Annotated in this window: 25 protein-coding genes and 2 pseudogenes; 15 read left to right on the plus strand and 12 right to left on the minus strand. The window is 74.3% G+C overall.

Annotated features, from left to right (window positions below; all coding sequences use genetic code 11):
• Nucleotides 1-54 precede the first annotated feature (54 nt).
• Nucleotides 55-993, plus strand: a complete 939-nt coding sequence (locus ACFOW4_RS27170) for a ribose-phosphate diphosphokinase (RefSeq protein ID WP_377532920.1) — start codon at nucleotides 55-57, stop codon at nucleotides 991-993.
• Nucleotides 994-1,018: 25 nt separating this feature from the next.
• Here the strand turns inward: ACFOW4_RS27170 and ACFOW4_RS27175 are convergent, their stop codons facing one another.
• A complete protein-coding gene (locus tag ACFOW4_RS27175; RefSeq protein WP_377532922.1) occupies nucleotides 1,019-1,459 on the minus strand; it encodes an ATP-binding protein in 441 nt (146 codons plus the stop codon).
• Nucleotides 1,460-1,579: 120 nt separating this feature from the next.
• Here ACFOW4_RS27175 and macS point away from each other — a divergent pair, with 120 nt between their 5' ends.
• Entirely contained in the window at nucleotides 1,580-2,710 is a 1,131-nt protein-coding gene (macS, locus tag ACFOW4_RS27180; RefSeq protein WP_377532924.1) for a MacS family sensor histidine kinase, read from the plus strand.
• Between the two features lie 14 nt (nucleotides 2,711-2,724).
• A complete protein-coding gene (locus tag ACFOW4_RS27185; protein ID WP_377533159.1) occupies nucleotides 2,725-3,378 on the plus strand; it encodes a response regulator in 654 nt (217 codons plus the stop codon).
• A gap of 42 nt (nucleotides 3,379-3,420) precedes the next feature.
• Here the strand turns inward: ACFOW4_RS27185 and ACFOW4_RS27190 are convergent, their stop codons facing one another.
• The 3 genes from ACFOW4_RS27190 to ACFOW4_RS27200 form a co-directional block, all read right to left on the minus strand.
• The gene (locus ACFOW4_RS27190) at nucleotides 3,421-3,993 is read right to left on the minus strand and encodes a DUF5709 domain-containing protein (RefSeq protein ID WP_377532926.1); all 573 of its coding nucleotides are present in this window, start codon (nucleotides 3,991-3,993) and stop codon (nucleotides 3,421-3,423) included.
• Between the two features lie 100 nt (nucleotides 3,994-4,093).
• A complete protein-coding gene (locus tag ACFOW4_RS27195) occupies nucleotides 4,094-4,843 on the minus strand; it encodes an ATP-binding protein (RefSeq protein ID WP_377532928.1) in 750 nt (249 codons plus the stop codon).
• A gap of 59 nt (nucleotides 4,844-4,902) precedes the next feature.
• Nucleotides 4,903-5,934, minus strand: coding sequence for an SDR family oxidoreductase (locus ACFOW4_RS27200; RefSeq protein WP_377532930.1), 1,032 nt, complete (start codon nucleotides 5,932-5,934; stop codon nucleotides 4,903-4,905).
• Between the two features lie 196 nt (nucleotides 5,935-6,130).
• Here ACFOW4_RS27200 and ACFOW4_RS27205 point away from each other — a divergent pair, with 196 nt between their 5' ends.
• Nucleotides 6,131-7,330 carry a glycosyltransferase gene (locus tag ACFOW4_RS27205; RefSeq protein ID WP_377532932.1) on the plus strand — a complete coding sequence of 400 codons (1,200 nt, stop codon included), beginning with the start codon at nucleotides 6,131-6,133 and terminating at the stop codon, nucleotides 7,328-7,330.
• Here ACFOW4_RS27205 and ACFOW4_RS27210 read toward each other — a convergent pair.
• The 4 genes from ACFOW4_RS27210 to aroA all read right to left on the minus strand — a co-directional run bounded on the left by ACFOW4_RS27210 (nucleotide 7,288) and on the right by aroA (nucleotide 11,577).
• On the minus strand, nucleotides 7,288-8,226 hold the full coding sequence (locus ACFOW4_RS27210) for a hypothetical protein (RefSeq protein ID WP_377533161.1): 939 nt from the start codon (nucleotides 8,224-8,226) through the stop codon (nucleotides 7,288-7,290). The genes ACFOW4_RS27205 and ACFOW4_RS27210 overlap by 43 nt on opposite strands.
• Nucleotides 8,227-8,285: 59 nt before the next feature.
• Entirely contained in the window at nucleotides 8,286-9,116 is an 831-nt protein-coding gene (gene hisN / locus ACFOW4_RS27215) for a histidinol-phosphatase (protein ID WP_377532934.1), read from the minus strand.
• 28 nt (nucleotides 9,117-9,144) lie between these two features.
• Nucleotides 9,145-10,155, minus strand: a complete 1,011-nt coding sequence (gene rsgA / locus ACFOW4_RS27220) for a ribosome small subunit-dependent GTPase A (RefSeq protein ID WP_377532936.1) — start codon at nucleotides 10,153-10,155, stop codon at nucleotides 9,145-9,147.
• Nucleotides 10,156-10,275: 120 nt separating this feature from the next.
• A complete protein-coding gene (gene aroA / locus ACFOW4_RS27225) occupies nucleotides 10,276-11,577 on the minus strand; it encodes a 3-phosphoshikimate 1-carboxyvinyltransferase (protein ID WP_377532938.1) in 1,302 nt (433 codons plus the stop codon).
• Nucleotides 11,578-11,680: 103 nt separating this feature from the next.
• Here aroA and ACFOW4_RS27230 point away from each other — a divergent pair, with 103 nt between their 5' ends.
• The 5 genes from ACFOW4_RS27230 (at nucleotide 11,681) to rsrA (ending at nucleotide 14,996) form a co-directional block, all read left to right on the plus strand.
• Nucleotides 11,681-12,388 carry an SOS response-associated peptidase gene (locus ACFOW4_RS27230; RefSeq protein WP_377532940.1) on the plus strand — a complete coding sequence of 236 codons (708 nt, stop codon included), beginning with the start codon at nucleotides 11,681-11,683 and terminating at the stop codon, nucleotides 12,386-12,388.
• A 198-nt stretch (nucleotides 12,389-12,586) separates the two neighbouring features.
• A complete protein-coding gene (locus ACFOW4_RS27235) occupies nucleotides 12,587-12,979 on the plus strand; it encodes a WhiB family transcriptional regulator (RefSeq protein WP_377532942.1) in 393 nt (130 codons plus the stop codon).
• A 35-nt stretch (nucleotides 12,980-13,014) separates the two neighbouring features.
• Nucleotides 13,015-13,629 (plus strand): alpha/beta family hydrolase, encoded by a 615-nt coding sequence (locus ACFOW4_RS27240; RefSeq protein ID WP_377532944.1) that lies wholly within the window; start codon nucleotides 13,015-13,017, stop codon nucleotides 13,627-13,629.
• 253 nt (nucleotides 13,630-13,882) lie between these two features.
• Nucleotides 13,883-14,707 carry a sigma-70 family RNA polymerase sigma factor gene (locus ACFOW4_RS27245; RefSeq protein WP_377532946.1) on the plus strand — a complete coding sequence of 275 codons (825 nt, stop codon included), beginning with the start codon at nucleotides 13,883-13,885 and terminating at the stop codon, nucleotides 14,705-14,707.
• Nucleotide 14,708: 1 nt separating this feature from the next.
• Nucleotides 14,709-14,996, plus strand: a complete 288-nt coding sequence (gene rsrA, locus ACFOW4_RS27250; protein ID WP_377532948.1) for a mycothiol system anti-sigma-R factor — start codon at nucleotides 14,709-14,711, stop codon at nucleotides 14,994-14,996.
• A gap of 100 nt (nucleotides 14,997-15,096) precedes the next feature.
• Here the strand turns inward: rsrA and ACFOW4_RS27255 are convergent, their stop codons facing one another.
• Nucleotides 15,097-15,171, minus strand: a complete 75-nt coding sequence (locus tag ACFOW4_RS27255) for a 50S ribosomal protein bL37 (protein WP_369700219.1) — start codon at nucleotides 15,169-15,171, stop codon at nucleotides 15,097-15,099.
• A 228-nt stretch (nucleotides 15,172-15,399) separates the two neighbouring features.
• Here ACFOW4_RS27255 and ACFOW4_RS27260 point away from each other — a divergent pair, with 228 nt between their 5' ends.
• The gene (locus ACFOW4_RS27260; protein ID WP_377532950.1) at nucleotides 15,400-15,615 is read left to right on the plus strand and encodes a biotin/lipoyl-binding carrier protein; all 216 of its coding nucleotides are present in this window, start codon (nucleotides 15,400-15,402) and stop codon (nucleotides 15,613-15,615) included.
• Complete coding sequence (locus ACFOW4_RS27265; RefSeq protein WP_377532952.1) at nucleotides 15,612-16,121, plus strand: GNAT family N-acetyltransferase; 510 nt, start codon at nucleotides 15,612-15,614, stop codon at nucleotides 16,119-16,121. Before ACFOW4_RS27260 ends, ACFOW4_RS27265 begins: the two co-directional genes overlap by 4 nt.
• 53 nt (nucleotides 16,122-16,174) lie before the next feature.
• Here ACFOW4_RS27265 and ACFOW4_RS27270 read toward each other — a convergent pair whose 3' ends face one another.
• Nucleotides 16,175-16,792, minus strand: a complete 618-nt coding sequence (locus tag ACFOW4_RS27270; protein WP_377532954.1) for a TetR/AcrR family transcriptional regulator — start codon at nucleotides 16,790-16,792, stop codon at nucleotides 16,175-16,177.
• A gap of 106 nt (nucleotides 16,793-16,898) precedes the next feature.
• Here ACFOW4_RS27270 and ACFOW4_RS27275 point away from each other — a divergent pair, with 106 nt between their 5' ends.
• Complete coding sequence (locus tag ACFOW4_RS27275; protein ID WP_377532956.1) at nucleotides 16,899-18,485, plus strand: MDR family MFS transporter; 1,587 nt, start codon at nucleotides 16,899-16,901, stop codon at nucleotides 18,483-18,485.
• Nucleotides 18,486-18,596: 111 nt separating this feature from the next.
• Here ACFOW4_RS27275 and ACFOW4_RS27280 read toward each other — a convergent pair whose 3' ends face one another.
• The gene (locus tag ACFOW4_RS27280) at nucleotides 18,597-20,447 is read right to left on the minus strand and encodes a tetratricopeptide repeat protein (RefSeq protein WP_377532958.1); all 1,851 of its coding nucleotides are present in this window, start codon (nucleotides 20,445-20,447) and stop codon (nucleotides 18,597-18,599) included.
• Nucleotides 20,448-20,635: 188 nt separating this feature from the next.
• Here ACFOW4_RS27280 and ACFOW4_RS27285 point away from each other — a divergent pair, with 188 nt between their 5' ends.
• From ACFOW4_RS27285 to ACFOW4_RS27295, 3 genes and pseudogenes are all read left to right on the plus strand, one after another.
• Complete coding sequence (locus ACFOW4_RS27285) at nucleotides 20,636-21,667, plus strand: SIS domain-containing protein (protein WP_377533163.1); 1,032 nt, start codon at nucleotides 20,636-20,638, stop codon at nucleotides 21,665-21,667.
• 25 nt (nucleotides 21,668-21,692) lie between these two features.
• Nucleotides 21,693-22,956: pseudogene (locus ACFOW4_RS27290) on the plus strand (histidine kinase N-terminal domain-containing protein); the annotation flags it as partial.
• A pseudogene (locus ACFOW4_RS27295) lies at nucleotides 22,947-23,285 on the plus strand (ATP-binding protein); the annotation flags it as partial. The pseudogenes ACFOW4_RS27290 and ACFOW4_RS27295, both read left to right, overlap by 10 nt.
• Before the next feature lie 691 nt (nucleotides 23,286-23,976).
• On the opposite strand, the gene ACFOW4_RS27300 reads toward ACFOW4_RS27295, so the two are convergent.
• On the minus strand, nucleotides 23,977-25,509 hold the full coding sequence (locus tag ACFOW4_RS27300) for a glycosyltransferase family 39 protein (RefSeq protein WP_377532960.1): 1,533 nt from the start codon (nucleotides 25,507-25,509) through the stop codon (nucleotides 23,977-23,979).
• Nucleotides 25,510-25,762 lie beyond the last annotated feature (253 nt).

A 25,762-nucleotide genomic window follows, 5' to 3' on the forward strand; every position in this document is an offset into this window, starting at 1 on the left:
GGCGCGGTGCGACCGGCGTCACCACCCCCTCGACGTCGCCTACGATGTGCGGACGTGCGCGACATCGCCGTTTTCAGTGGAACCGCCCACCCCGACCTCGCCGCCGAGATCTGTGCCCACCTGAATGTCCCGCTGCACCCGGTACGGGTGTCCCGGTTCGCCAACGACTGCCTGGAAGTGCAGCTGCAGGCCAACTGCCGGGAGCGGGACGTCTTCCTGATCCAGCCCCTGGTGCCGCCGGTGCAGGAGCATCTGGTCGAGCTGCTGCTCATGATCGACGCGGCCCGTGGAGCCTCCGCCGGCCGGATCACCGTGGTGCTGCCGCACTACGCGTACGCCCGCTCGGACAAGAAGGACGCGCCGCGGATCTCGATCGGCGCCCGCCTCGTCGCCGACCTGCTCACCTCGGCCGGCGCCGACCGGGTGCTCGCGTTGACCCTGCACTCGCCGCAGGTGCACGGCTTCTTCAGCGTCCCCGTCGACCACCTGCACGCGCTGCGCGAGCTGGCCAACCACTTCAAGCGCTACGACCTGAGCAACACGGTGGTGGTCTCGCCGGACCTGGGCAACGCGAAGGAGGCCGCCGCCTTCGCCCGGATGCTCGGCACGCCGGTGGCGGCGGGGGCCAAGCAGCGGTTCAGCGACGACCTGGTGAAGATCAGCGCGGTGATCGGCGAGGTGGCCGACCGGGACGTCATCGTTCTGGACGACGAGATCGCCAAGGGCAGCACGGTGATCGAGCTGATGGAGCACCTGCGCGGGCTGAAGGTGCGGTCGATCCGGTTGGCCTGTACGCACGGGCTCTTCTCCGGCGACGCGCTGCACCGGCTCGGTGCGCAGGACGGTGTGCTGGAGATCGTCTGCACCAACACGGTGCCCATCCCGGAGGCCAAGCGCACGCCGAAGCTCCAGGTGCTGTCGGTGGCCCCCGCCCTGGCCGAGGCGATGCGCCGGATCCACAACGGCGAGTCGGTCTCCGCCCTCTTCTCCTGACCCCGCCCTCTCGGCGGGGCGCGGGTCAGCCGGAGGTGAGGGTGGCGGTGATGCGGACGATGGTGCCGGCGGTGCCGGTCACCACCTCCATGGTGTCGGTCAGTTCGCGGGCCAGCCAGAGACCCCAACCGCCGGCGGTCTCCGGCTCCGGTCGGCTCCGGTCACCGAGGCGTTGGGCGCTGATCCCCTGACCGTGGTCGGCGACCTCGCAGACCAGCGCCGAGGGCTGCCGCCAGAGCCGCAGCCAGCCCCGGCCGCCGCCGTGCCGCACCGCGTTCGTGATCAGCTCGTTGATCGCCAGCACGAAGTCGTCCAGCCGCTGACCGCCCAGCCCGGCGGCGTGCGCGCAGGAGGTGACCGAGTGTCGAAGCTCGGTCACCTCGGCCTGGTCGAAGGCCTCGGCGATCAGGAGGGCAGGTTCGATGGGCACAACCGTACGCGGTGGGCTCGGATCTGCATTCGTCATGGCCCCGTCCCGGCGGCGGATCTCGCTGTCTTCGCGGCTTTTTCCACCGTACGACAGGGTTTCCCGGCTCGCACCGGTCGGCCTTCGGGCACCTGGCCCGGCTGTGGCATCGTGACGGCCATGCCGTCGCCGCCGGGTGGTTTCGAGGTGCCGCTCTGGCGTGCGCTCACGGTGTTCCGGCTGGCCTCCCTGGCGTACGTCTGCGTGTTGGCGGTGCGCGACGCCGACCGGTACGCCCACCCGCTCGCCGTCGGCGCCCTGGTCCTGGTGATGATCGTCTGGACCGGTGCGACGGCGCTCGGGTACGCCCGGCCGGCCTGGCGGCGCTGGCCGCTGCTGCTGGCCGACCTCGGGGTGGTGCTGGCCATCGTGCTGGCCACCCCGTGGGCGGTCGGCCGGGCGGCGCTCGCCACCGGCGTACCCACCCTGGGGGTGGCCTGGATGGCCGGCCCGGTGCTGGCCTGGGCGGTCTCGGGCGGCCGGCGGCGGGGCACAGTGGCCGCGCTGCTGTTCGCCGGCGCGGACCTGGCCACCCGGGAACGGATCGGTCAGTCCTCGTTCACCGGGGTGATCCTGATGCTGCTGGCCGGGGTGGTGGTCGGGCACGTCGCCCGGCTGGCGGTGACCGCCGAGGAACGGCTGCAACGCGCGGTGGAGCTGGAGGCGGCCACCCGGGAGCGGGAGCGGCTGGCGCGGGGTATCCACGACTCGGTGCTCCAGGTGCTGGCCCTCGTCCAGCGCCGGGGCGCGGACCTGCCCGGCGAGGCCGGCGAACTGGCCCGGCTGGCCGGCGAGCAGGAGGCCGCGCTGCGCGCCCTGATCACCGGGACCGCGGACCCGGCCGGCCCGGGGGCGGACGCCGGTGAGGTGGACCTGCGGTCCCTGCTCGGCCGGTACGCCTCGTCGACCGTGTCGCTCTCCGCGCCGGCCACCCCGGTGCCGCTGCCCCGGCCGGTGGCCCGGGAGCTCGCCGCCGCCACCGGCGCGGCGCTGGACAATGTCGGTCGGCACGCGGGCGGACGGGCCTGGGTGCTGGTCGAGGACGAGGGGGCGACGGTGACCGTGTCGGTCCGGGACGAGGGGCCGGGGATTCCGGCCGGGCGGCTCGCCGAGGCCGCCGCGCAGGGGCGGCTCGGGGTCACCCAGTCGATCCGGGGACGGGTGGCCGACCTCGGCGGCACGGTCCGCATCGTGTCGGCTCCCGACGCCGGCACCGAGATCGAGTTGAGCGTGCCGAGGGCCGACCGGTGAGCCCGGTGCGGGTGATGGTGGTCGACGACCATCCGATGTGGCGCGAGGGCGTCGCCCGGGACCTGACCGAGGCCGGTCACCTGGTGGTCGCCACCAGCGGCGAGGGGCGCCAGGCCGTCCGGGTGGCCGCCGCGGCCCGGCCCGACGTGGTGGTCCTCGACCTGCAACTGCCGGACATCTCCGGCGTCGAGGTGATCCAGGGGATACGCGCGGCGCTGCCCGAGGTGCGGGTGCTGATGCTCAGTGCCAGCGGCGAGCAGCAGAGCGTGCTGGACGCGGTCAAGGCGGGGGCCACCGGGTACCTGATGAAGTCGGCGGCGCCCGCGGAGTTCCTCGACGCGGTACGCCGTACTGCGGCGGGCGAGCCCGTCTTCACTCCGGGCCTGGCCGGCCTGGTGCTAGGCGAGTATCGCCGGCTGGCGGTCGGGGGAGGGCCCGCAGCCGCCCTGGCGCACGGCGCGGAGGTCGGGGCGCCCGCGCTCACCGACCGGGAGACCGAGGTGCTGCGCCTGGTGGCCAAGGGGCTGTCGTACAAGCAGATCGCGCAGCGACTCGGGCTCTCCCACCGCACGGTGCAGAACCACGTGCAGAACACCCTCGGCAAGTTGCAGCTGCACAACCGGGTGGAGCTGACCCGGTACGCGATCGAGCGGGGCCTCGACAACTGAGCCGGCCGCCGGTGCCGGCGACCGGCTGCCCCGCGGCCGCCCTCACACCGAGCGCGGCGGTTGGGTCTCGTGCATGGCCAGCTCCTCGGCCGTCGCCCCACCGCCGGCCGACCCCGCGTCGTACGCCACGGAGTCGGTCTCCTGGTCGGTGTGCGCGCCCTCGTCCGGCTCCACCAGCCGGCCCACCGTCGCGTCGGCCACTGTGCCGAGCTGACCGTGGTCGTAGAGCGAGACTGGGGACTTCGGGTCCGAGGTGGGGCCCTGGTCCATCACGTCGGCGTCCAGCTGTGCCTGCGCCGCGGCCGCCTCGTTCTCCGCCTCGTCGGCGATCTTCGGGTCGACCGGACCGGCCAGCGGGTCGTCGACGGGGCGCTCGTAGCTCTCCCGCTGGAGCTTGTAGTCCAGCGACTCGCCGTCGAGCTGTTCCTCCGCCGTGGTCCCGAACCGGTCCACCGCCACCGGCGTACGGTCGCCGGGCAGCTGGGCCGGCTCCGGGCCGTCCGCCTCGCGCCCGGTGAGCACGTCGTCGTTGGCGGTCGAGTCGTCGTCGGCGGTGTCGGGCAGCCCCTCCGCCTCGGGGTCGGACACGGGGGTCGGGTACTCGTTGTCGCGCATGGCTGATCACTACCCACTGCCCTCCCGCCGTAACCGACCCGGCGGTGCCCGTACCGGGCAAATTGCGGACGAAAGGGCTGGCGCGGTGGAAAGGCCCGGATCAGCCGGGGGACGCGGTGTCGTCGTCCGGGTGCAGGACGCACCAGACGACCTTGCCGTCCGGTACGGAGCTGCTGCCCCACCGGCGGGCCATCGTGTCGATCAGCAGCAGGCCCCGGCCGCCGGTCGACGTCAGTGGGGCCGGCCCGACGAATGCCGGCCTCAGCGCGGAGTGGTCCCGGACGGCCAGTTGCAGCGCGTCTCCCCGCGGGGCCAGCCGGACGGTCATCGACGTGTGCGCGTGCGCCACCACGTTGTTGACCATCTCGGTGATCGCGATGCAGGCCGGCTCCGCCAGCGCCGGCAGGCCCCACCGCTGGCAACCGGCGTTGACCAGCTCGCGGGCCTGCCGGGCGGCACCCACCTGCGGGGCCAGTTCGGCGGTGAGTACCGCCGCCAGCGGTGCGGCGGCGACCGCGGCCATCGCGCCGTCCAGGGTCGGCCAGGCCGGCACACCCGCCAGCGCGGCGTCCGGACTGCCCGGCCCGGCCGCGGCGGGATCGCAGACCAGCAGGTCCGCGGCGGGCCAGTCGGCGACCTCCCGGCGGACGTCGGCGAAGACCCCGCTCCCGGCCGGGTCGGCGACCCGCAGCTCGGTCACGTCGGCCACCACCGTGCCGGGATGGTCGCAGAGTTGGGTGAGCAGTGCGTCGCGGACCAGGTCGACGCCGGACGCGTCGAGCACCCCGGTCAGCCGGACCACCACGGACGCCTCGTCGGTCTGCACCAGGCAACGCACGTCGGTCGACATGATCGCCCTATTGTGCCGGCCGGTGCCGGACGGCGCATCCGGCCGGTCAGCGCGCCTCATCACCGTTCCAGTCGAGACCGGCGGCTGAACGCCGCCATCGTGCCGACCGCGGTGCCCGCGGCGGCGAGACCGAAGGCCGCGGTCATCCGGACCAGTTGCCGCCGACGACCCTGCCAACCGCCGTTGCGGTGCGCGTCCGCGTCGGCGTGGAACACGTTGCCGGTGCTGTCCGCGCGGGCGGCCGGCCCGAACTGGGTGCGGTGCGCGTACCAGCCGAGGGTCCGCTCGGCCAGCGCCGGCGCCAGCCGCCACTGCAGGCCGATCAGCCGCGCCGCGCCACCCGCGTACGCCTCGCGGCGGGGCCGACGCAGCATCCTGACGATGGTCTCGGCGACCACCTCGGGCGGGTAGACCGGCGGTGGCGGCAGCAGTTCGCGCCCGCTGTGGTTGGCCGCGTGCCGGAAGAACGGGGTGTCGATGGTGGCCGGCAGGATCGTGCAGATCGAGATGTGGCCGCGCCCGGTGACGCGCAGCTCCTGCCGGACCGTGTCGGCGAGGCCCCGGATGCCGTGCTTGGTGGCGTTGTACGCCGACTGGTACGGCATCGCCACCTCGGCCAGCACCGACGCGTTGTTGACCAGCACTCCGCCGCCGGCCGCGCCGAGGTGGGGCAGCGCGGCCCGGATGCCGTGCACGGCGCCGAGCAGGTTCACCTCCAGCACCCGGCGGAACTCGGCGACCGGGATCTCGTCGAACAGGCCCACCGCGCTCACCGCGGCGTTATTGACCCAGGCGTCGATCCGGCCGAACTCCGCCGCCGTACGGTCGGCCAGCCGCTGCATCGAGGCCATGTCGGTCACGTCGGTGGGTACCGCCAGCGCCTGGCCGCCCAGCTCCCGACAGCGCTGCGCGACCTGGTCCAGAGCCGCACCGCTGCGGGCGGCCAGCGCCACAGCGGCGCCCCGCCGGGCCAACGCGTAGGCGGTCGCGGCACCGATTCCGCTGGAGGCACCGGTGATCACCACGGTCGAGTCGTCGAGGCTGCGGGTCAGCGGCATTCCTGGGCGGTACCCCGGCTCGGGGTCGGTCATGCCGCCGACGGCACGCAGATCGCCACGCGAAGTGGCCGCCGGGCGCCGGCGCGGAACCCGCCGGTCCTTGTCTGTGCGCAAGTGTCGGTGGCACTGTTCCCGATCTGCCAGGTTTCGGCTCCCGAGCCTTCGGTTAATGGGACCCTCGGACCGGGAGGAACGCTGCCGGGAGAAGAAGATCGCAGGGAGGTGACCCATGCGCGTCGGCCTCGTCTGCGCGCACGCCAGCCCGTCCAGGCACGCTGACGGCCCAACCGTCGGCACCCACGCGCACATCGCGCGGGTCGCCGCCGAACTGGCCGGGCGTGGCCACGACGTCCGGCTCTACGAGCGCCGGGACGACCCCGGGGTCCCGGTGACGGTGGACCTCGACGGCTACCGGGTGCACCGGGTCCCGGCCGGCCCGCCCACACCGCTGCCCACCGCCGAGCTGATCCCGCACGTCAGCGAGTTCGGCCGCTGGTTGGCCGACGAGTGGGCCGGCGCCTGGCGGCCCGAGGTGGTGCACGGGCACTACTGGATCGGCGGGCTGGCCGCCGCGAACGCGGTCCGGGAGACCGACATCCCCGTCGTGCAGACCTTCCACTCGCTCGGCGTCGAACAGCTGCGCCATCTCGGTCGCGGCTACGACGGGCCGGGAGAGCGGATCCCGCTGGAGCGGGCGCTGACCCGGGCGGTGGACATCGCGGTCGCCCAGTGCAACGACGAGGTGGACGAGCTGACCCGGATGGGTCTGCAACGCAGCTCGGTGGCGATGGTGCCGGCCGGCGTGGACACCGAGCAGTTCCATCCCGACGGTGAGGCTGCCCCGCGCGACCAGCGGGCCCGGATCCTGTCGGTGGGCGGGCTCTCGCCCGGCCACGGCCAGGAGGACCTGATCCGGGCGATGCGGTTGGTCGGCGACGCCGAGCTGGTGATCGCCGGCGGGCCGCCGGCCGAGCAGCTGGCCAACCACACCGAGGCCCGCCGGCTGCGCGAGCTGGCCGAGCAGGCCGGGGTGGCCGAGCAGGTACGGCTGGTGGGTGCGGTGCCGCACGACCAGATGGCCACCTGGTACCGCTCGGCGGACGTGGTGGCGTGCACGCCGCACTACTCCTCGGCCGGCCGTGTCTCCCTGGAGGCGATGGCCTGCGGGGTGCCGGTGGTGGGCTACGCCATGGGCGGCGTCGCGGACGCCGTGGTCGACGAGGTCACCGGCCGGCTGGTGCCGCCCGGCGACGTGCGGACGCTCGGCGTCACGCTGCGCCGGCTGCTCGCCGACAACGCGGGCCGCTTCGCGTACGGGCACGCCGCGGTGGACCGGGTCCGGTGCAGCTACACCTGGGAACGGACGGCCGGCGCGTTGGAGCGCCTCTACGAGCGGGTGGTGGGTCGCCGCAAGCCGGTCGAGGCCTGAGCCGGCGGCCGGGCGGGCCAGGCCGCACCGAGCCGCTGCTCGACCGGTTCGGCCGGTGCCGAACCCGGGACGCGTCGGTCCCGGCGGCGGGCCTTCGCGTGGTGCTGCGGCTCGGCGTACCGGGTCAGGCCGATCACCGCGGCCAGGGTGACCAGGAAACCCACCGCGGCCAGCCACTCCCGGCCCGGCCAGATCTTGTCGTTGAGCAGCAGCAGGCCGACGACCGCCGCCGGCACCGCCCCGGCGGCGTCCATCGCGGCGACCGCGGCCGTGGTCGAACCGCGCTGCATGGCCAGGCCGAGCAGCAGCTGCCCGACGATGGAGTGGGCGATCAGCAGGTAGAACAGCGGCTGCGTCAGGAACGCCTCGGCGGACGGCGCGGACGCCAACGGCCGTGCCGCCACTGCGGCGGCGGAGAACGCCAACCCGGCCAGCGACCCGAGGGCCACCGACCCGGGTGCCCCGTGCAGCCGGACCGCGAAGAAGCCGAGCACCGCGATGCCGCCGAGCGCCACCAGCAGGGCGACCGTGCCGGCGGTGCCGAGCTGTCGGGAGGGCGCGGGACGGGCGGCCAGCACCAGCGCGCCGATCCCGGCGAAGAGCAGGGCCAGCAGGGCCACCTCGGCGGCCGGTAGTCGCCACTTCAGCACCAGCACGCCGAGGATGGCGGTCACCCCCAGCCCGGCCGCCACGCTGGCCTGGACCAGGAACAGCGGCAGGTCCCGGCGGGCCAGGAAGGCGAGCACGAAGCCGCCGATCTGACAGATCAGCCCGACCAGGTACGTCCGGTGCCCGGCCAGCCGCAGCAGCAGGCCCGGATCGAAGGTGTGGTGCACGGTGGTGCGGGCGGCGGCCACCGACTGGAGCAGGTTGGCGAAGCCGTACGCGACGATCATCGTCGCCAGGAAGCACCAGCCGGAGGAGACCACCTGGCGAGGATAGAGGTTGCCGAGGGTCAGCGCTCGGCTGGCTGATCGAGCCGCGCGAGGATGTCGGCGTGCAGTGCACCGTTGGTGGCGACCGTGCTGCTGTCGGTGCCGGGATCGCCCGCCGGCGCCGGCCGGCCGGCCAGGTCGGTGATCGTGCCGCCCGCCTCAGTGACGATCGGTACCAGCGCCGCGACGTCCCACAGCGACAGTTCCGGCTCGACCATCACGTCCAGCGCGCCCTCGGCCAGCAGCATGTAGCCGTAGAAGTCGCCGTACGCCCGGCTGCGCCAGGCGTCGCGCATCAGGTCGAGCATCGCGTCCAGCCGGCCGGCCCGCTCCCAGCCGGTCAGCGACGAGTAGCAGAAGCTGGCGTCGGCGAGCCGCCGCACCGCGGAGACCCCGATCCGCTCTCCGGCGGCGGGGCCCGGGCCGGCGTACGCGCCGTCGCCGTGGCTGGCCCACCAGCGCCGGCCCAGCGCCGGGGCGGACACCACGCCGACCACGGGCCGACCGGCGTCCAGCAGCGCGATCAGGGTGGCCCAGACCGGCACGCCCCGGACGAAATTCTTGGTGCCGTCGATCGGGTCGACGATCCACCGCCGTCCGCTCGGGTCGCTGGCCTGGCCTTCGTCGTACTCCTCGCCGTACTCCTCGCCGAGCAGCCCGTCGGCCGGCCGGTGCTCGGCCAGCAGTGCCCGGATCTCGCGCTCCACGGCGGTGTCCGCGTCGGAGACCGGGGTCAGGTCGGGCTTCGCCTCGACCCGCAGGTCGAGCGCCCGGAACCGGGCCGTGGAGATGGCGTCGGCCCGGTCGGCGAGCAGGTGGGCGAGGGCGAGGTCGTCGGCGTACCCGGTCATGCCGGCAACCTAGCCGACGCCGGGGGCGTCACTCGTCGGGTCCGCGCCGGTCACCCTCCCCGGGCCCGCGCTGGTCGCTCTCGCCGCGCGAGTCACCCTCGCCGGCGCGGGAGGCGAGCAACCGGCGGTACGACGCCAGCCGGCGCGGGTCGGCCTTGCCGGCGGCCACCCAGGCGTCCAGCCCGCAGTCGGTCTCGTCGGCGGTGTGCGGGCAGTTGGGCGGGCAGTCGATCGTGCCCTCGACCAGGTCCGGGAAGCCGTGCAGCAGGCTGTCGGCGGAGACGTGTGCCAGCCCGAAGCTGCGGATGCCGGGGGTGTCGATGATCCAGCCCGGGTCGGTGTCGACGCCGGGCACCGGTGGCAGCCGCAGCGCCACCGCGCTGGTGGACGTGTGCCGGCCACGGCCGATCGCGCTGACCGTGCCGACGGCCCGGGCCGCCTCCGGAACCAGCCGGTTGACCAGCGTCGACTTGCCCACCCCGGAGTGCCCCACCAGGACCGACACCCGGCCGCCGAGCAGCGCGCGGAGCGCGGCCAGGTCGGAATCCGGGCGGATCAGCACGTACGGCAGCTCCAGCTCGGTGTAGTAGCCCAGCACCTCCTCCGGCCCGGCCAGGTCGGCCTTGGTGAGGCAGAGCAGCGGCTCGACGTCCGCGTCGTACGAGGCCACCAGGCAGCGGTCGATGAACCCGGTGCGCGGCGGCGGGTCGGCCAACGCGCTGACGATCACCATCTGGTCGGCGTTGGCCACCACCACCCGCTCCAGCCGACCCTCGGCGGTGGTGGCGTCGTCCTCGGCGGTGCGGCGCAGCACCGAGGTGCGCTCGGCGATCCGGACGATCCGGGCCAGGGCGCCCTCCGCGCCGGAGATGTCCCCGACCAGGCTGACCCGGTCGCCCACCACGACCGACTTGCGGCCCAGCTCACGGGCCCGCATGGCGGTGACGGTGGGCAGCTCAGCCCCGACCACGCCGCGTTCCGCCCCGGCCAGCACGCAGGTGTAGCGCCCCCGGTCGACGGCGATGACGAAGCCGTCCACCGCGTCGGAGTGCTGCGGTCGCGTGCGGGTGCGCGGACGTGAGGACTTACCGGGTCGGACCCGTACGTCGTCCTCGTCGTACTCCCGCCGTTTGGTCGCCAGGACCTGCCCCCTGTCGCGTCAGCTCTTGCCGGTCACCATCGCTGACCATAGTGCCGGGAACTCGGGCATGGTCTTCGAGGTACACGAGACGTCGTCCACCTCGATGCCCGGCACGGCGAGCCCGGCCACCGCGGCGGCGTGCGCCATCCGGTGGTCGTGGTAGGTGCGGAACACCCCGCCGCGCAGCGGCCGGGGCCGGATCTCCAGCCCGTCCGGCGCCTCGGTGACGTCCGCGCCGAGCGCGGCGAACTCCCGGGCCAGCGCGGTCAGCCGGTCGGTCTCGTGACCGCGGATGTGCCCGATGCCGGTGAACACCGACGGCGAGTCGGCCAGCATGGCCAGCGCGGTCAGCGCCGGGGTCAGCTCACTGACGTCGGAGAGGTCCGCGGTCAGGCCGTGCACCACCCCGGTGCCGCGGACGGTCAGCCCGTCGGTGGAGAGGGTCACCTCGCCGCCCATGCGCTGCAGCAGCGAGCGGAGCTGCTCGACCGGCTGGGCGCTGCTGCGCGGCCAGCCCTGCAGGGTGACCTCACCGCCGGTGACCAGGGCGGCGGCGAAGAACGGCACGGCGCCGGAGAGGTCCGGCTCGATCTCCCAACCGCGCCCGGTGAGCGGACCCGGCTCGACGGTCCACACGTCCGGGGTGCTGTCGTCGACGGCCGCGCCGGCGGCCCGCAGCAACTGCACGGTCATCCGCAGGTGCGGCGCGGAGGGCACCGGTGGGCCGACGTGCCGGACCACCACGCCCCGGTCGAAGCGCGGCGCGGCCAGCAGCAGCCCCGAGACGAGCTGGCTGGAGGCGGAGGCGTCGATCACCACCTCGCCGCCGGTGACCCGGCCGGTGCCGAGCACGGTCAGCGGCAGGCTGCCCGTGCCGGCGACGTCGATGCGCACGCCCAACGAGCGCAGGGCGCCGATCAGCGGGCCGAGTGGGCGGGTGCGGGCCTGCGGATCGCCGTCGAAGGTGATCTGCCCGTCGGCCAGCCCGGCGACCGGCGGCACGAAGCGCATCACCGTGCCGGCCAGGCCGACGTCGACGTGCGCCGGGCCGACCAGCCGGTGCGGCCGGACCAGCCAGCGCTCGTCGTCGCTGATCGACACGTGCGCGCCCATCGCCCGCAGGCCGGCCGCCATCAGCTCGGTGTCCCGGGCGCGCAGCGGCCCGGCCAGCGTCGACGGGCCGGCGGCCAGCGCGCTGAGCACCAGGGCCCGCGCGGTCAGCGACTTGGAGCCGGGCAGGCGCAGCGTCGCGGCGACCGGATCGGACGCGGTCGGCGCGGTCCACGGCTGCGGCGGACGGGTCGCGGTCAGGTTTCCCACGGTTACATTCTGCCGTGTCGGCGGGTGGGTGACGCCGGCCGGAGGTCGAACTCCCGGTTGGCGGGACAGCCGGCGGGGCCTACGGCGGGTTAGCGTGTGCGCCATGTGCGGGAGGTACGCGACGACCCGGAGCGCCGGTGAGCTGAGCGCCCTGTTCGAGTCGTACGACGAGACCGACGGCCGGCTGGGCCCGGACCACAACGTCGCGCCCACCGACGCGGTGCCGCTGGTTCGGTTCACCGCCGACGGGCACCGGGCCCTCTCCGTCGGCCGCTGGGGGTTCCTGCCGCACTGGTCCCGCACGCCCGCCGGCGCCGCTCGCATGATCAACGCTCGGTCGGAGACGGTGGCCACCAGCCGCGCGTACGCGGGTGCGTTCGCCCGCCGGCGCTGTCTGGTCCCGGCCGACGGCTGGTACGAGTGGGTGCGCCGACCCGATGGCGGGCGGCAGGCGTACTACATGACGCCCACGGACGGGTCGGTGCTGGCCCTGGCGGGCATCTGGTCGGTCTGGGAGTCCGGCGACGACCGGTTGCTCACCTTCAGCGTGCTCACCACGGCGGCGCTCGGCGAACTCGCCGAGGTGCACGACCGGATGCCGGTGCTGCTGACGCCCGAGCGGTGGGCGCCGTGGCTGGGCGCGCACGACGACCCGGCGGCTCTGCTGGCCGCACCGTCGGCGCGGCAGTTGGCCGGGTTGGAGATCCGTCCGGTCGGGCCGGCGGTGGGCGACGTCCGCAACGACGGAGCGCACCTGACCGCCCGGGTGTCGATGGCCACCGCCGGCCCGGAGGAACTGACCCTGTTCTGATTCCGAGCACCGCATTGTCGGGCGCCGATTTGCCGGGGTTGCGGACGAAACGTCTCCTGGCCGTTCAGCCAACTTCGCGCTAGCCCCTTGTCCCGGCACCGCCAAGTGCGATAGAACACAGCGCCGGTAGTGGCTGTCGATTCGCACGGGGCGGACGACGGCCACCGATCTTGCCGGTCCCACGGGGGAGGTGGGTGGATGACACGGGCGCGTATGCCCCGCCCGCACGAGGTGGCCGCGGCACGACGAGATCCGCGGCTGCTGCGGGCCTTACGGGAACGGCGGCAGGACGACGCGTGGCGCACCAGAGGCACGTGCCAGAGCGTCGATCCGGAGACGTTCTTTCCGGCCCCTAACGAGCCGGCGGACGCCGCTGTCGCACTGTGCCGCAGTTGCGACGTGCAGGGTTCCTGCCTGGCCTGGGCCCTGGAGGTCGGTGACTGTCACGGCGTGTGGGGCGCCACCACGCCGCGCGAGCGGCGGGCGATGCTGGTGGCCTGGCGTGGCGAGGTCCAACCCGACCCGGACGCGGTCGACGACGCCGGTCCGCCGGTGCGGGACCAACTGCTCACCCTGGTCCCGCTGAGCTGACCTGAGGTGACCTGATTGGGCCGCAGAATGGTCCGGTGCCATACGCAGAACGACTCGACACTCCACGCGGGCCGGCCGGGGTCGACACCGACCTGCCGGCCGGCTCGCCCACCGCCCTGCTCGTGCTCGGGCACGGTGCCGGTGGAGACGTGGACGCTCCCGACCTGCTCGCCGTCCGTGACGCCGTGGTGGGCGCGGGGCTGGCGGTGGCCCGGGTGACCCAGCCGTACCGGTTGGCGGGGCGGCGGACGCCGGCCCCGGCCGGGCACCTCGACGAGGCGTGGACGGCGGTGCTGGCAGTGCTGCGTGCCCGGCACCCGGACGTGCCGCTGCTGGTCGGCGGGCGGTCCAGCGGTGCCCGGGTGGCCTGCCGCACAGCGGTCGCCGTGGGCGCGGTCGGGATTGTCGCGTTGGCGTTTCCGTTGCACCCGCCGGGCCGGCCGGAGCGGTCCCGGGCCGCGGAACTGTCTACCGGGTTGCCGACGCTGGTGGTCAACGGCGACCGGGACCCGTTCGGGGTGCCGCTCGCGGGCGGCGAGGTCCGGGTGGTCGTCCGGCCGGGGGAGCGCCACGACCTGCGCGGGGACCCGGCCGGCACGGCCGAGGCCGTGCTCGCCTGGCTGGGTGAGGTGGCCCTGACGGCGGGCTGACGATCCCGGGCGAAGGCGTCGGGGCGCGCCCGCCGGCAGCGCCGCCCGTGTCCGCCCCGCCGGCCCCCTCGTTGCATCCGATGGTGCCGCCGGCCCGGTTCGGGCGGGCGGAACCGTCCTCCCAGGCCCTTCCTGGTCCCAGCGCCGGCCGTTCGCCGGCGCCGGGACCAGGAACGGGAGGTCGGGTCGGAATGCCCCACCCGTCGTTCCGCGTTACCAACTCCGGACGACTTTTCTGGTGAGGGGGTGACCGGTGCCGACCGAGACACGGAGCCGGGAACGGGACGAACGGGATGCCCGGCAGCTCAAGCGGCTGCTGAACAGCCCGGCATGGCCCGCGACGGCGCAACCGGGCGGGGCGGGTGCGGTGAGCACGAGCACACCGGCCGGAAGTGAATCTGTGGCCAGGTCCGTGCGCGTATCCTCGGCGGGAAAGCATCCGACGCGAGGGGATGTGCGGTTGACCACCGAGAAGACGGACGAGCGCAGGGCCCGCTTCGAGCGGGACGCGATGCCATTCGTCGATCAGCTCTACGCTGCTGGGCTGCGGATGACCCGCAACCCGGCGGATGCCGAGGACCTGGTCCAGGAGACGTACCTGAAGGCGTACGCCGCCTTCCACCAGTTCGAGCAGGGCACCAACCTGAAGGCCTGGCTCTACCGGATCCTGACCAACACCTACATCAACTCCTACCGCAAGCGGCAGCGCCAGCCGATCCAGGCGCCCACCGAGGAGATCACCGACTGGCAGCTCGCCGAGGCCGAGTCGCACACCTCCAGCGGGCTGCGGTCCGCCGAGACCGAGGCGCTGGACCGGCTGCCGGACAGCGACGTCAAGGAGGCCCTCCAGCAGTTGCCGGAGGAGTTCCGCCTGGCCGTCTACCTCACCGATGTCGAGGGCTTCTCCTACAAGGAGGTCGCCGACATCATGGGCACGCCGATCGGCACCGTGATGTCGCGGCTGCACCGCGGCCGTCGTAATCTGCGCAAGCTGCTCGAGCAATACGCTGCGGAGCGGGGCTTCAGCGCCGCGCGGTCCTCGAAGGGCTCGACCGCCGCTGCCGGCCGGGAGGTGTGACGTGAGCTGTGGAGAGCCGCACGAGACGGACTGCCGTGAGGTGCTCGCGGAGGTCTACCTCTACCTGGATCTGGAGTGCGCCGACGAGCGGCGCACGCTGATCCGGCACCACCTCGACGAGTGCGGGCCCTGCCTGCGCGAGTACGGCCTCGAACAGGAGGTCAAGGCGCTGGTGGCTCGCTGCTGCGGCAACGAGACCGCGCCGGACGAGCTGCGCGAGCGACTGCGGGTCAAGCTGACCGAGCTGGTGGTCTTCGAGACCACCGAGTCGCGCGAGCTGGCCGACTGAGCGTCGGACACACCTACGGACAGACCGGTGGCCCGGGTCGATCTCGACCCGGGCCACCGGCGTACCGACCGGTGACGGGCCGCCGGCCCGTCGGTGCCGCTCAGGAGTTGGGACGCTTGCCGTGGTTCGCGCCGCTCTTCTTCCGGGCCTTCTTCTTCCGGGCCTTCTTCGCCATGCTGACCTCCTCGTAGTGGTCGGATCCGCCCTGCGCACGACCTCGGCGCCGGTGCACCCACCGGGCCGCCCGACGCCGGGTCCGACCCGCTGATGCTAGTGCGACCGGCACCCGCAGCCTTCCCCCGGGGCGGCCGGGGTCACGGGTGACGGACCGCTGCGCGCCCGCGCCGAGCCTGCCGCATGATTGGATACGTCGGCAGGCAAACCGCGAGAGGGAGGGCCGGACATGGCCGAGGAGATCCGCGCCGAGATGGTGGCGAACGTCTGGAAGGTCGTCGCTTCCGCGGGCGACACCGTGTCCGAGGGCGACACCCTGGTGATCCTCGAGTCGATGAAGATGGAGATCCCGGTCATCGCCGAGTCCGACGGTGTGGTCAAGCAGTTGGCCGTGCACGAGGGCGACGTCGTGCAGGACGGCGACCTCATCGCGGTGATCGATTGACCGGCCCACTGGTCCGCCGCGCCGAGCCGGCCGACTTCCCGGCGGTGGCGCGACTGACCGTGGCCGCGTACGAGGCGGACGGTCAGCTCAAGGGCGAGCACGGGTACGGCGCGGTGCTGGCCGACGTGGCCACCCGGGCGGACAGCGGCGAGGTGCTGGTCGCCGTGGACCCGTCCACCGGCGCGATCCTCGGCTCGGTGACCTTCGTGCTGCCCGGCTCCCCGTTCGCCGAGCTGTCCGGCCCGGGCGAGGCGGAGTTCCGCATGCTCGCGGTCGATCCCGGCGCGCAGGGCCGGGGTGTGGGCGTGGCGCTGGTCCGGGCGTGCGTCGAGCGCGCCGCGGAGCTGGGCTGCACCGCGGTGGTGATCTGCGTCCGGGCCGGGATGGCCGCCCAGGCGCACCGGCTGTACGAGCGGATGGGCTTCGTCCGGCTGCCCGAGAAGGACTGGTCGCCGGCGCCGGGCGTGGACCTGCTCGGCCTGCGCCTCGACCTACCCCGAGACTGACCGCGCACCCGCGCGACGAGCGCACCGGGGTCGACGCCGCGACCGACCACGGGTCAGTGCCGCGGGCTGCCCGGGGGAGCCGTGGCCGGGTCCTGGTCGCGTTCCTCACCGATGGCGGCCAGCAGTTCGTCGGCCACCTCCAGGGCGATCTTGCGACGCTCGTCGTCGGTGATGTGCGGCGCCCGTACGGCGAACCAGCTGGTGTGGACCGCGAACAGCGACAGCGCGGCGCGCAGCTGGGCGGCGGGTGAGTCGTCGCCCCGGCACAGCGCGTTGGCCAGCTGCATCATCCGGCCGCGCATCTGCTGGCCGGCGGCGAGGCTCTTGAGCGCGGTCTGGTTCTGCTCGAAGAAGCGCATCACCGACGGCTGCTCGCCGGCGAACATCGTGTCGGCGTAGCGGGAGATCAGCTCGCGTCGGGTGGCCAGGGTCGCCGGCTGCGACTCCGCCCAGGCGGTCAGCGCGTCCATCCGCTCCAGCCGGTCCTCGACGAAGCTGGCGACGATGTCGTCCTTGCTCTTGAAGTGGTAGTAGAGCGCCGCCTTGGTGACGTTGAGCCGCTCGGCGATCTCCCGCAGCGAGGTCTTCTCGTACCCCTGCTCGGTGAAGAGCTCCAGTGCGACGGCCTTGATGCGTTCCCGCGTGCCGCCTGTGCTCTCCCTCACGCCCACCACCCAATCCGCTTGACCGTCACTCGCTACCCAACTTACCGTGCGGCTAGTAAGGTGACTAGCCGGGCGGCAAGTAAGTAAGGCAATCCTCGGGGGGAGCTTACCCATGACACAGGCAACCCAGGCCGGTGCGCGACCCAACGTACGGGTCGTGCTCTTCGGTCTGATGATCGCGATGATGCTCGCGATGCTCGACAACATGATCGTCAGCACCGCGCTGCCGCGGATCGTCGGCGAGTTCGGCGGCCTCGACCACTTCACCTGGGTGGTCACCGCGTACGTCCTGGGCACCACCGTCTCCACCCCGATCTGGGGCAAGCTGGGTGACCTCTACGGCCGCAAGTCGGTCTTCCTCACCTCGGTCGGCATCTTCCTGGTCGGCTCCGCGCTCTGCGGCATGGCCGGCTCCGGCATGCTGGGTGGGCCGGAGGACGGCATGGTCCAGCTCATCGCCTTCCGTGCCGTGCAGGGTCTGGGCGCGGGTGGCCTCATGGTCGGCGTGATGGCGATCATCGGCGACCTGGTCCCGCCCCGCGAGCGTGGGCGCTACCAGGGCATGATCGCCGGGATCATGGCCATCGCCATGGTGGCCGGCCCACTGGTCGGCGGCTTCATCACCGACCACCTCTCCTGGCGCTGGGCGTTCTACGTCAACCTGCCGCTGGGCGGCATCGCGCTGGTGCTGCTGATCACCACCATGCACCTGCCGAAGTACCGCACCGAGCACCGGATCGACTGGCTCGGCGCCGGGCTGCTCTCGGTCGGGATCACCGCCATCGTGCTGATCACCACCTGGGGCGGCGACGAGTACGACTGGACGTCCCCGCAGATCCTCGGGTTGGCCGTGCTGGCGGTGGTGGCCCTGGCCGTCTTCGCCGTGGTCGAGCGGCGGGCCGCCGAGCCGATCCTGCCCCTGGCGCTCTTCGCCAACCGCAACTTCGCGCTCATCTCGCTGATCGGTTTCCTGCTCGGCTTCGCGATGTTCGGCGCGATGAACTTCCTGCCGCTCTACCAGCAGACCGTGCAGGGCGCCTCGGCGACCAACAGCGGCCTGCTGCTGCTCCCGCTGATGTTCGGCATGCTGGTGGTCTCACTGGTGATCGGCCGCGCCATCACCCGGACCGGGCGCTACCGGCTCTACCCGATCGTCGGCGGCGTGGTGATGACCGTCGGCATGGGGCTGCTGACCCTGCTCGACACCGGCACCAGCAAGCTGGAGTCCTCGCTGTACATGGTCGTGCTCGGCGCCGGCATGGGCTTCCTCATGCAGACCTCGATGCTGATCGCACAGAACAGCGTGGAGCAGAAGGACCTGGGCGCGGCGAGCGGCGCGGCCACCTTCTTCCGGTCGATCGGCGGTTCGTTCGGCATCTCGCTGTTCGGCGCCATCTTCGCCAACCGGCTGGCCGACTCGCCGGCCGGCACGGCGTTCAGCGGCGGCGGCGGCGAGGGCGGCGCGATGAACCTGGAGAAGCTCAAGGAGCTGCCGGCCCAGGCGCGCGAGCTGGTGCTCGGCGGTCTGGCCGACTCGATCTCGCATGTCTTCGCCTGGGCGGTGCTGTTCACCGTGGTGGTCCCGGTGCTCGCCTGGTTCATCAAGGAGATCCCACTGCGCACCGCCAACGAGGCGCCGGCGCAGGCCACTCCGGAGGAGGAGGCCGAGATCGCCCTCGGCAGGGCCCCGGTCGCCTGACCCGGACCCCGGCCCGACCGGCCCCGGCCCCCTCGGGGTCGGGGCCGGTCTCGTCGATCAAGAGATTCGCGTCCTCCGGAATCCGGCTTCCGGAGGACGCGCACCTCTTGATCACCCAGCCGGGGGCGTGGGGCGGCGCAGGGGGGCGGTGAGGCGGTGCCAGAGGCGGCGCAGCGGGCCGCGGGGCCGGGGGATCCGGGGCGGCGAGTCGATCAGCTCGGCGGCGAGCGCCGCGGTGGCCGCATCCAGCGCCGGGGTGGCCAGCGCCAGGTGCGCCAGCGAGACGGCGATCGGAACCGGGCGGACCCGGGCCACCGCCGCCGCGTCGGCCAGCCGCTCGGCCACCACCCGGGCCACGTCCGCCCGCACCGCCGGGTCCACCCAGGCGGCGGTGACCAGGGCGAACAGCGCCGCCTCGGTGATCCAGTCCTCCACGCCCCAGACCAGGTCAAGCAGCACCCGGCGCCGGGTCGAGTCGTCCCACGGCTCGTCGGTGCGGTGGTGCAGCAGGCCCAGGCAGGCCCAGACCTGCACGCAACGCACCCAGAGCGACGGATCCTGGCCGGTCAGTACCCGCCCCAGCGCGCTCGCCGGCGCGGCCGGCGGGTGCACCAGGAGGCCCAGCAGGTCGGTCAGGTCCAGCCCGGCCAGGCCCACCGCGGCGTCGTAGGCCGCCGGCGGGTGGGGCCAGGCCGGGTGGGCGACCTGCCGGATCCGCTCCTCGGCAGCCGCCGAGGGCGCCGGCAGCGCGGGCGCCGGGGTGCTGCCGTCGTAGTGCCAGAGCTGCCGGACGGACGCCCGCCGTGGCTCGCGCGGGTCGGGATCCGGCGCGCCGGCCACCTCGATCCGCAGCCCCGGCAGCGCCGCGGTGGCCGCCCGTACGGCGCTGGGCGGCGCCGCCGCGTCCAGTCGTACGGCGGCACCGAGACCAACGTGGTCCTCGGTGACCGCCCAGCGCAGCGCGTCGACCAGCGGTCCGCCGGCCGGGGTCACCTGACCCAGCCAGGGCCTCCCCCGGCAGCACTGGGCCAGGTCACCGTGCTCGTGGGTGTCGTCCGGGTGGTCGCGGGCGAAGTCGGCGAGCGCGACCAGATGGGCCAGGTCGGAGTCGCGCAGGTACCGCAGCCGGTACGCGGTGTGCACGGCGCAGTCGAACGAGGGATCGCGGGCCAGCGCGCGCTCGGTCCACTCCAGCGCCTCGTCGAGGCGGCCGGTGTCGGCGAGCGTGCCGGCGATGTCGGCGTAGACGGCCAGGTCGTCGGGGTCGTGCGCGACGGCTCGGCCGAGCGCGGCCAGGGCTTCCCGGGTCCGGCCCGCGCTGCGGTACGCGTACCCGAGCCACACCTCGCCCATCTTCGACGGCTGTGCGCGTACCCCCCGGGCGGCCCAGCGGATCGCCAGCGCGACCTCGCCGACCCGCCGGGCCAGCGCGGACGCCGCTCCCAGCAGCAGCCCGTGCTCGGGATGCACGGTGACCGCGTTGCGAGCCAGCGTGAGGTACGCGGCGAGCGCGGCCCGGCCGGCGCGGGGCACCGGGTCGGACAGCACGGCGCAGACCTGCATGAGGATCCGCGCGGTGTGCTCGGGGTCGAGCCGCTCGGCCAGTTCGGGCGCGGTCACCCAGGGCACCCCGGCCCAGTCCGTCGCGGGTGCGTGTGCGGTCGCCGCGGCCAGCAGCTCCAGCCCCTCGGCCGGCTGTCCGGCGGCGGCGAGCAGGTGGGCCCGGGCGACGACCGCGCCGACGAAGGTGTGGTGGTTGATCGGGAAGAGGTCCAGGCCGCCCCCGCTGGCGACGGCGAGCCGGGCGAGGGTCTCGTGCACCTCGGGCAGGGTCGGAGCCCGCGCCAGCGCGCCGGCGAGGTGACCGGCGGCGTGGTCGAGGTCGCCCTCGTCCAGCGCCAGCCGGGCCAGGGCCAGCTCCTCCGTCGCGGACAGCCCGGGGTCGTCCCGTCCCTCTGGCACGTGGTCCTCTCGTCGCAGCTTTCGGGTGAAGCGGGGAAAGCCTAGGTGATGTTGGAGCAAATCGCTGATCAACTGCGCACTACTGCTCGTTTGATTGCTCCGATCAGATCAAAGATGCAAGACTGAGCAGGAAACGCGCGGCAATCGCGCAAAGGGGAGGGGTTTCCGTGACACGTGCAGGGGTCGGCATGGCCGCCGACATCGACGAGCAGCCGGCCGGCTACGCCCGACTGCTCTCCGCCGAGCACGCGGACGCGATCGCCCGGGTGGCGGCGACCGTCGCCGAGCGCCGGCCGCGGCACGTGGTCTTCACCGCGCGGGGCACCTCCGACCACGCCGCCCTCTACGCGGCCTACCTGACCGAGATCCGGCTCGGCCTGCCCGCCGGGCTCGCCTCGCCCAGCGCGGTGACCCTCTTCGGCGCCCGTCCCGACCTCTCCGACGCGCTCGTGGTCGCGGTCAGCCAGAGCGGCGGCTCACCGGACCTGGCCGAGGTGCTGCGCTCCGCCCGCGCCTCCGGCGCGCTGACCCTCGCGGTCACCAACGCCCCGGAGTCCCCGCTGGTCGAGGTGGCCGAGCTGAGCGTCGACATCGCCGCCGGGCACGAGCGGGCGGTGGCCGCCACCAAGACGTACACCGCGGAACTGCTCGCCCTGCTCATGCTGGTCGAGGGCATCCGGGCCGGCGACGGGGCCCTCCCGGCCGCCGAGCGGGAGGCGCTGGCCGCGCTGCCCGAGCTGGCCGCCGAGACCCTGGCCGATCCCACCCCGGCCCAGCTCGCACCCCGCTACCGGTTCGCCGCCCACCTGGTCACCACGGGCCGCGGGTACGCGTACCCGACCGCCCGCGAGGCCGCGCTGAAGCTCATGGAGACCTCGTACCTGCCGGCGCTCGCCTTCTCCGGCGCCGACCTGCTGCACGGCCCGCTCGCGATGACCGACCCGGACGTGCCGGTGCTCGCCGTGGTCGGCTCCGGGCCCGGCGGCCGGTCGATGGAGGAGGTGCTGCCCCGGCTCGGTGAGCGCCGCGCCGACGTGCTGGTGATCGGCTCCGCCGACGTCGAGGGCGCCACCCGGCTTGCCGTGCCGGAGGTCGACGAGCGGTACGCCCCACTGCTGGACATCCTGCCGTTGCAGCGGCTGGCCCTGGCGCTGGCGCTGACCCGCGGGCAGGACCCGGACGCGCCGCGCGGCCTGAAGAAGGTCACCGCGACGATGTGACACGCGGCGTGGCACGCTGGTCACCGTGTCCACGCTGCGCGACCTCGCCGAGGAGCACACCCACCTCCGTCCGGCCGACATCGACCACCTGCACCGGATCGCCGGCGACTGGCAGTTGCTCTCCGACCTGTCCTTCGCCGATCTGCTGCTCTGGGTACCGGTCGACAACGACGGCACGTTCCTCTGCGTCGCCCAGGTCCGCCCGACGACCGCGCCCACCGCGTACCAGGACGACCAGGTGGGGCGGATCGTCGGCGGGCCGGAGATGACCCACCTGGAGGTGGCCTACTCCCAGGGCCGGATCTGGCGGGAGGGCGACCCGGTCTGGTACGGCGACGTACCCGCCCGACACGAGGCGATCCCGGTCCGGCTGCGCACCGCCGAGGGGGAGGCCGGCGAGGTGGTCGCCGTGGTCGGCCGGGACACCAACCTCTCCACCGCGCGTACCCCCAGCCAGCTCGAGCTGAACTACCTGACCACGGCCGACGACCTGGCCCAGATGATCGCCGACGGCACCTTCCCGCCGCCCCGGCACCCGGGAGAGACCACCTCCGCCCCCCGGGTCGGTGACGGCCTCGTCCGGCTGGACGCCGGCGGCAAGGTCACCTACGCGAGCCCGAACGCGCAGTCGGCCTATCGCCGGCTCGGCTACGCCTCGCACCTCGTGGGCGAGGACCTGGCCGCGCTGCACCGCCGGTTGGCGGGCGACCCGCTGGACGGCACCGAGGCCTCGAACGGCATCCTGGCCGCGCTGGGCGGCGAGGCGCCGCCCCGGCGTGAGATCGACGCGCGCGGCGCGACCATGCTCACCCGGGCGCTGCCGCTGATGCCCGCCGGAGTGCCGATCGGCGCGCTGGTGCTGGTCCGCGACATCACCGAGGTACGCCGCCGCGACCGCGCGCTGATCACCAAGGACGCCACCATCCGGGAGATCCACCACCGGGTGAAGAACAACCTCCAGACGGTGGCCGCGCTGCTGCGTCTGCAGGCCCGCCGGGTGTCCATGCCGGAGGCACGGGTCGCCCTGGAGGAGTCGGTCCGCCGGGTCGCCTCGATCGCCCTGGTGCACGAGACGCTCTCCATGTCCAGCGACGAGGCGGTCGAGTTCGACGGCATCGTCGACCGGGTGGCCAGCGCGGCGACCGAGGTCGCGGCCACCGAGGTGAGCGTCGGCATGCGCCGGCGGGGCAGCTTCGGTGTGCTGCCGGCGGAGATCGCCACCTCGCTGGTCATGGTCCTCAACGAACTGCTGCTCAACGCCGTCGAGCACGGCTTCCCGCAGGCGGACGACCCGGACCTTCCGACGCTGCCTGCCGCCCCGGACGCCATCCACCCCCTCGTCCCCGCGACCGACCTGTCGGGCCGGCCGGAGGTGGTGGTCTCGGCGCACCGGTTCCGCAAGATGCTGCACGTCTCGGTGGCCGACAACGGCCGAGGGCTACCGCCCGACTTCGACGCCGAGCGTGGCAGCAAGCTGGGGTTGCAGATCGTCCGGGCGCTGGTCACCGGCGAGCTGCGGGGCACCCTCGAGTTGCGCGCCGGCGTCAACGGCGGTACCGAGGCGGTGCTGGTCGTCCCGCTGGCCCGCAGCGCGCCGGACGGCCGCTCGCAGCCCTGACCCGCCCGGGGCGCCCGCCCCGCGCTGCCCGCGCCTACCTGCCGCGCACGCCCACGTCCACCTCTGCTGCTCCTGCCTGCCGCTTCCTGCCGGCGTGGGCCTGCCTGCTCGCGGCGCCGGGCCGGCGTGGGCTTGCCCTGGCCGCGGTGCGCGCCGTGCCGGCGTGGGCCTGCTCTGGCCGCGGTGCGGCGCCGGGCCGGCGTGGACCTGCCCTGCTCGCGGTGCGGCGCCGGGCCGGCGTGCGCCTGCCCTGCCTACGGTGCGCGCCGGGCCGGCGCCGGCCTGCCCTGCTCGCGATGCGGCGCCATGCCGGCGTTGGAAGTCCTGCCGCACCATGGGACGCCTCCGGGCCCGGGCACGCGGATAAGCATTATGACTCAGAGGCATAACGCTCATCGGAGTCGGTGCCGCCCGCCGCTGCCCGCCCGCCGGCCTGCCGCCGGCCGCCGGCCTGCCGCCGGCCGCCGGCCTGCCGCCGGCCGCCGGCCCGCTGCCCGCGCCGCCGCCTGCCGCCTGCCGCCTGTCGCCCGCCGCCGGCCCGCTGCCCGCGCCGCCGCCTGCCGCCTGCCGCCTGTCGCCCGCCGCCGGCCCGCTGCCCGCGCCGCCGCCTGCCGCCTGCCGCCCGCCTGCCGCCCGCCGCCGTCGTTTCGCCGGCCGCCGCCCCGCCGCCCCGCCCGCCGGCCGGATCAGGTCAGCGGCCGGGGCGGCTGGTGAGCAGGGCGACGGTCAGCCCGGGGCGCGGCCAGACCCGCGTGACGGTGAAGCCGGCGCGCAGCGCGTCGCCCTTGGTGCCGGGCACGGCGACCAGCGGCTCGGCGTGCCGCCCGGCGAGCACCAGCCACACGCGTGGCGTGCCGGCCAGGCACTGCGCCGGTCGGGGGCACTCGGCGGCCCACAGGTCGCCCCGGCGGGCCTCGTCCTCGGTGAGCAGCACGTCCCGTGGCGGGTCACCGAGGTGGTAGCCGATGCCCAGGTCGAGGAAGAGCCAGCTCTGCCGGGGCGAGTAGACAATTGCGTCCCCGGGCCGCTGCCCGTCGGCGATCACCCGTGCGGCGCCCGCGTAGTCCACCGGGGCGCTGCGCGGCCACTCGTGGGTGCGCCGCAGCGCCGCCTGGTCGGGTAGACCGAGCAGCCCGGCCAGGACCACCACCGCCAGCGCTGCCGGCGCGGCGACCGAGGCCAGCGCCGCGCCGGCCAGCAGACAGGCGAAGGGCACCACGAAGACCAGGTACCGGGGCACCCACAGCGGTACGACCGTGCCGGCTGCGAAGAGCAGCAGTACGGGCAGCAGCACCGCGCTCGTCGGGAGCAGCGCGCGCCGCCCGAGCCGGGCCGCGCCGAGCGCGGCGAGGCCGACCAGCAGACCGCCCACCACGGAGCTCTGGGCCACTCCACCGGGCAGCGCGCTCAGGTCGTCCAGGCGGGCCGACGCGACCCAGTCCAACTGCCGGGAACGCTGCGTCCGCGCCTCGATCAGCAGCGGGCCCACCAGCAGCGCGGTCGGCAGCAGCGCCACCACCCACCGCCACACCCGCCGGTCCGGCCGGTCCGCCTCGCCGGGCCCGCCCGACCCGGCCTCGTCCGCTCCCGTGGCCACCCCGGATGCGGTGGGGCCTCGCCACCAGGCGACGAGCACGACGAGCGCGTGCGCGGCGAGCAGGGTCAGCGCGACCAGGTGGGTGAGCCCGAGCGCCGCCACGGCTGCGGCGTACCCGGCCCAGCGGGGCCAGCCCGGGTGACGCAGTGCCGCCACCAGCAGCAGGGTGGCGAGCACCGCGAACATGGTCGCCAGGGCGTACGGGCGGGCCTCCTGACCGTAGCGGGACGTGCCGGGGAGCACCGCGAAGAGCAGCCCGGCGAAGAGACCCGCCCGGTCGTCAACCAGCCGCGCGCCGAGCACGGCGAGCAGCCCGGCGGCGACGGTCATCGCCAGCGCCGCCGGCGCGCGCAGGGCCACCGTGGAGTCGCCGGCGAGCGCGAGCCAGCCGTGCATGAGCAGGTAGTACGGGCCGGTGGCGGCATCGATGGTGCCGGCCAGCCGGGCCAGGTCGGCCGGCGACCGGGTGGCCGCGCTCCAGGTGGCCAGCTCGTCGCGCCAGAGTTGGGCCGAGCCCAGCCCGGTGCCGGTCACCACCAGGGTCAGCAGCGCCGGGGGAAGCCAGACCGGGACGCGGTGCAGGCCGCTCCGCGCCCTCCCGGTCGACTTTCCGGACAATATGCCCACGGGGTGAGCCTGCCACGGCAGCCCTGGTCGAGGGTCGGCCCGCCCACACCCGTCATGTGGGATCGGGCACGCGGACATTGGCCCGCTCCCATGCGGTGTGGCAGCATGACCCCATGACCGCCGCTGTCGTCCGCCGCTTCGTGGCCCGTCGCCACGTCGACTACGGCCGCGTGCGCAGCGCGATCTGTCCGGCCCACTGACGACGCCCGACAAATCCGTCTCGGGCGCGCTCCGCGCCGGCTGTCTCCGACAC

The sequence above is a fragment of the Micromonospora sp. GCM10011542 genome (assembly GCF_042650685.1).
Classification (GTDB): Bacteria; Actinomycetota; Actinomycetes; order Mycobacteriales; family Micromonosporaceae; genus Micromonospora.

What these genes read in the sequence shown, in the direction of transcription:
- ACFOW4_RS27175 (WP_377532922.1), bottom strand. Translation starts at nt 1,459, where the DNA reads ATGACGAATGCAGATCCGAGCCCACCGCGTACGGTTGTGCCCATCGAA.
- macS (WP_377532924.1), top strand. Translation starts at nt 1,580, where the DNA reads ATGCCGTCGCCGCCGGGTGGTTTCGAGGTGCCGCTCTGGCGTGCGCTC.
- ACFOW4_RS27185 (WP_377533159.1), top strand. Translation starts at nt 2,725, where the DNA reads ATGGTGGTCGACGACCATCCGATGTGGCGCGAGGGCGTCGCCCGGGAC.
- ACFOW4_RS27190 (WP_377532926.1), bottom strand. Translation starts at nt 3,993, where the DNA reads ATGCGCGACAACGAGTACCCGACCCCCGTGTCCGACCCCGAGGCGGAG.
- ACFOW4_RS27195 (WP_377532928.1), bottom strand. Translation starts at nt 4,843, where the DNA reads ATGTCGACCGACGTGCGTTGCCTGGTGCAGACCGACGAGGCGTCCGTG.
- ACFOW4_RS27200 (WP_377532930.1), bottom strand. Translation starts at nt 5,934, where the DNA reads ATGACCGACCCCGAGCCGGGGTACCGCCCAGGAATGCCGCTGACCCGC.
- ACFOW4_RS27205 (WP_377532932.1), top strand. Translation starts at nt 6,131, where the DNA reads ATGCGCGTCGGCCTCGTCTGCGCGCACGCCAGCCCGTCCAGGCACGCT.
- ACFOW4_RS27210 (WP_377533161.1), bottom strand. Translation starts at nt 8,226, where the DNA reads ATGATCGTCGCGTACGGCTTCGCCAACCTGCTCCAGTCGGTGGCCGCC.
- hisN (WP_377532934.1), bottom strand. Translation starts at nt 9,116, where the DNA reads ATGACCGGGTACGCCGACGACCTCGCCCTCGCCCACCTGCTCGCCGAC.
- ACFOW4_RS27230 (WP_377532940.1), top strand. Translation starts at nt 11,681, where the DNA reads ATGTGCGGGAGGTACGCGACGACCCGGAGCGCCGGTGAGCTGAGCGCC.
- ACFOW4_RS27235 (WP_377532942.1), top strand. Translation starts at nt 12,587, where the DNA reads ATGACACGGGCGCGTATGCCCCGCCCGCACGAGGTGGCCGCGGCACGA.
- ACFOW4_RS27260 (WP_377532950.1), top strand. Translation starts at nt 15,400, where the DNA reads ATGGCCGAGGAGATCCGCGCCGAGATGGTGGCGAACGTCTGGAAGGTC.
- ACFOW4_RS27275 (WP_377532956.1), top strand. Translation starts at nt 16,899, where the DNA reads ATGACACAGGCAACCCAGGCCGGTGCGCGACCCAACGTACGGGTCGTG.
- ACFOW4_RS27285 (WP_377533163.1), top strand. Translation starts at nt 20,636, where the DNA reads ATGGCCGCCGACATCGACGAGCAGCCGGCCGGCTACGCCCGACTGCTC.